Origin of the sequence: Halomonas sp. (assembly GCF_041689495.1) — a bacterium.
GTDB lineage: Bacteria > Pseudomonadota > Gammaproteobacteria > Pseudomonadales > Halomonadaceae > Halomonas.
In genome coordinates, this window is the sequence record NZ_JBDNGD010000092.1 from 1 (window position 1) to 3,436 (window position 3,436).

General features: G+C 65.2%; 3 protein-coding genes and 2 pseudogenes. 1 reads left to right on the forward strand and 4 read right to left on the reverse strand.

The window, feature by feature from the left end; genetic code table 11:
• Both ACESMD_RS02950 and ACESMD_RS02955 read right to left on the reverse strand, forming a co-directional pair.
• The coding region (locus ACESMD_RS02950) for a GMC family oxidoreductase N-terminal domain-containing protein (RefSeq protein WP_372610188.1) at window positions 1-341 on the reverse strand (341 nt) is incomplete at its 3' end.
• 112 nt (window positions 342-453) lie between these two features.
• A complete protein-coding gene (locus ACESMD_RS02955; RefSeq protein ID WP_372610190.1) occupies window positions 454-1,965 on the reverse strand; it encodes a CoA-acylating methylmalonate-semialdehyde dehydrogenase in 1,512 nt (503 codons plus the stop codon).
• A gap of 123 nt (window positions 1,966-2,088) precedes the next feature.
• Between ACESMD_RS02955 and ACESMD_RS02960 the strand changes: the two are divergent.
• Window positions 2,089-2,196 (forward strand): annotated as a pseudogene (locus tag ACESMD_RS02960) (LysR family transcriptional regulator); the annotation flags it as partial.
• Between the two features lie 11 nt (window positions 2,197-2,207).
• Here ACESMD_RS02960 and ACESMD_RS02965 read toward each other — a convergent pair.
• Both ACESMD_RS02965 and ACESMD_RS02970 read right to left on the reverse strand, forming a co-directional pair.
• The gene (locus ACESMD_RS02965; protein ID WP_372610192.1) at window positions 2,208-3,140 is read right to left on the reverse strand and encodes a cation diffusion facilitator family transporter; all 933 of its coding nucleotides are present in this window, start codon (window positions 3,138-3,140) and stop codon (window positions 2,208-2,210) included.
• Window positions 3,141-3,186: 46 nt separating this feature from the next.
• Window positions 3,187-3,436, reverse strand: a pseudogene (locus ACESMD_RS02970) (ABC transporter permease); the annotation flags it as partial.

Consider the following 3,436-nt stretch of genomic DNA (forward strand, 5'->3'; position numbering starts at 1 on the left):
GCCCAGCCGTCGTAGTCACGGGACTGGCCACGGAGATAGAGCATACCGTTGATGCTGGAGCAGCCACCGAGGGTCTTGCCGCGCGGATAGAGCAGCGAGCGGCCGTTCAGGCCCTTGTCGGGCTCGGTGCGGAAGCGCCAGTCGGTGCGCGGATTGTCGATACAGTAGAGATAGCCCACCGGGATATGGATCCAGTGGTAGTTGTCGCGGCCCCCAGCCTCGATCAGCAGCACCCGGTTGGACGGGTCGGCGCTGAGGCGGTTGGCGAGCAGGCAGCCGGCGGTGCCGGCGCCCACCACGATATAGTCGAAGGCTTGCTTGTCGTTGGATTGTTCAGCCATGGCATGCTCTCGTTCGGCATGCTGGCCATACCGCCACGCGGGTGGCGGTAGTCGGTCAGCTGGCACAAACCACCTGGCCGGCTGGCATGCCTGTCGGTCGTTGAGGGAGACGTTACTTGGACGTGGGCATCGCGAACTCGGCCCCGTGCTCGATGGAGCTCGACCAACGCTGCATGATCGACTTCTGCTTGGTATAGAAGCGCACACCCTCCTCGCCGTAGGCGTGGGTGTCACCGAACATCGAGCGCTTCCAGCCACCGAAGCCGTGCCAGGCCATGGGCACCGGAATCGGCACGTTGATGCCCACCATGCCCACCTGGATGCGGCGGCCGAACTCGCGGGCCGTACTGCCGCTCTCGGTGAAGCAGCTCACCCCATTGCCGAACTCGTGATCGTCGATCAGCTGGATGGCGGTGGCGATGTCGGGCACCCGCACGCAGACCAGCACCGGACCGAAGATCTCTTCCTTGTAGATGGTCATCTCCGGAGTGACGTGATCGAACAGGGTGCCACCCATCCAGAAGCCATCGGCACAGCCTTCGCCGGTAGCGGAAGGATCGAAGACACGGCCATCGACCACCAGCTCGGCGCCCTCTGCCACGCCCTTGTCGATGTAACCGGTGATGCGCTGGTGGGCCTGGGCCGTGACGATGGGGCCCATCTCGGCATCCAGTTCCAGGCCGTTCTTGATCTTCAGCTTCTTCGCTCGCTCAGCCACGCGCGGCACGATCTCGTCGGCCACGTCCCCCACCAGTATCGCCACGCTGATCGCCATGCAGCGCTCGCCGGCGGAGCCGTAGGCCGCGCCGATCAGGGCGTCGACGGTCTTGTCGAGGTTGGCGTCGGGCATCACCACCATGTGGTTCTTGGCGCCGCCCAGGGCCTGGACGCGCTTGCCGTGGTGAGCGCCGCGCTCGTAGATCAGGTTGGCGATCGGCGTGGAGCCAACGAACGAGAGCGCCTTGACGTCGGGGTGATCGAGCAGCGCCTCCACCGAGTCCTTGTCGCCCTGCACCACGTTGAACACGCCATCCGGCAGCCCGGCCTGCTTGAGCAGATCGGCAATCAGCAGCGACGCGCTGGGGTCGATCGGGCTGGGCTTGAGGATAAAGGTGTTTCCCGCGGCGATGGCGATGGGGAACATCCACATCGGCACCATGACCGGAAAGTTGAACGGGGTGATACCGGCCACCACGCCCAATGGCTGGCGCAGGGTCCAGTTGTCGATGCCGGTGCTGACCTGCTCGGTGTAGTCCCCCTTGAGCAGCTGCGGAATGCCGCAGGCGAACTCGACGATGTCGATGCCGCGCGCCACCTCGCCCTGGGCATCGGTGAACACCTTGCCGTGCTCCCGGGTAAGCGTCTCGGCCAGCTCGTCCTTGTGGGCGTTGAGCAGTTCGAGGAACTTGAACATCACCCGAGCGCGGCGAATCGGCGGGATGTTGGCCCAGGCCGGGAAGGCGGCCCTGGCGGCAGCCACGGCGCTATCCACGTCGGCGTGGGAGGCCAGTGCCACCTGGCCGGTTACCTGGCCGGTGGCCGGATTGGTCACGGGCTGACTCTGGCCGGATTCACCGGCTGACATTTGCCCATTGATATAATGCTGGATGTGATTTGTGCTCATGCTGGCCTCTTTATGGTCGTTATAAAAGTTCGGAGTCATGGTGAATCGGTGAATCTATTCTGCGATCGGAAGAGACGCCGTACTGTATAGACTAGTCCTATCGCCACCGGGATCAATTCCGTGCTCAACCCCCTGGGCGTGACACCCAACGGGCTGGCCCAGGTGGATCAAGAAGCCTGCATGCTCGACCTGGTGCGTGCGGGTGTGGGTCTCAGCCTCGCGCCAGGGGCACGCGGAAACGCTCAACCTCTCTCCTCTCCCCCACCGGGCTCGTCGGCACACTGGTGCCGGCTCTCCAGCTGGATGGTGGCGTGGTTCAGGCCGTAGCGCTCCACCAGCAGGGACCGGATCGCCACCAGCGTGGCCTGGCGATCCTCGCCCTCCTCGATGGCCGCATGCATCGACACCAGGTGATGTCCCGGTGTCAGCGACCAGACATGCACATGATGCACGTTGCAGACCGCCTCGAGCTGCTCGGGAATCTCGCGGCGCAGCGTCGACGCGTCCAGGCCATCCGGGGCCCCTTCCAGCAGGATATGAGCCGATTGCCGGGTCAGCTTCCAGGCGCTGCGCAGAATCAGCATCGCCACCAGCACCGAGAGCAGCGGGTCGATGGGCATCCAGCCAGTCGCCAGGATCACCAGGGCGGCGACGATGGCCGCCACCGAGCCCAGCAGGTCGCCCAGCACATGCAGGGCGGCCCCGCGGATGTTGAGGTTGTCGCGGTCGCCGAAGTGCAGGATGGCGAACACCACCACGTTGACCACCAGCCCCAGGGCGGCGATCGCCAGCATGGTGGTGCCCATGACCTCCATCGGCGAGAGCAGCCGGCGGATCGCCTCGATAAGGATCCACACCACGATGGCGATCAGCGTCAGGCCATTGACGAAGGCGGCCAGTATCTGGACACGGTGGTAGCCGAAGGTGCGCTTCTCGTCTGCCGGACGGAGGCTGATGCGAGCGGCGAACCAGGCCAGCGCCAGGGCGGCGGTATCGGTGAGCATGTGGCCGGCGTCGGCCAGCAGCGCCAGCGATCCGGAGAGGATGCCCCCCACCATCTCGGCGACCATGAAGCCGCCGGTAAGCAGGATCGCCCAGAAGAGTCTGCGCTGGCTGTCGTGTCCCGTGTGATGCGAGTGGTGATGCGAGTGGTGATGGTCGTGATCGTGTGACATGTACCCTCCCTTGCGGTCGGGCCCAGCATAACGCAAGCAGCGCCTGCTATACCCCCTTCACCGTGCGCGCCGCCTCGCGGCGCCGCTTGACCTCGTAGGCCACGGCCAGCAGCACCGTGACCAGTATCAGGATCAGGCCCAGGGCGTTGACCGCCGGGGTGAGGCCGGTGCGCACCTTGGAGGCGATGTAGACCGTCAGGGTGGTGTCGTAGCCCACCACGAACAGCGAGGTGTTGTAGTTCTCGAAGGACTGCAGGAAGGCGATCACCGCCGCCGAGTAGATCGCCGGCTTGAGA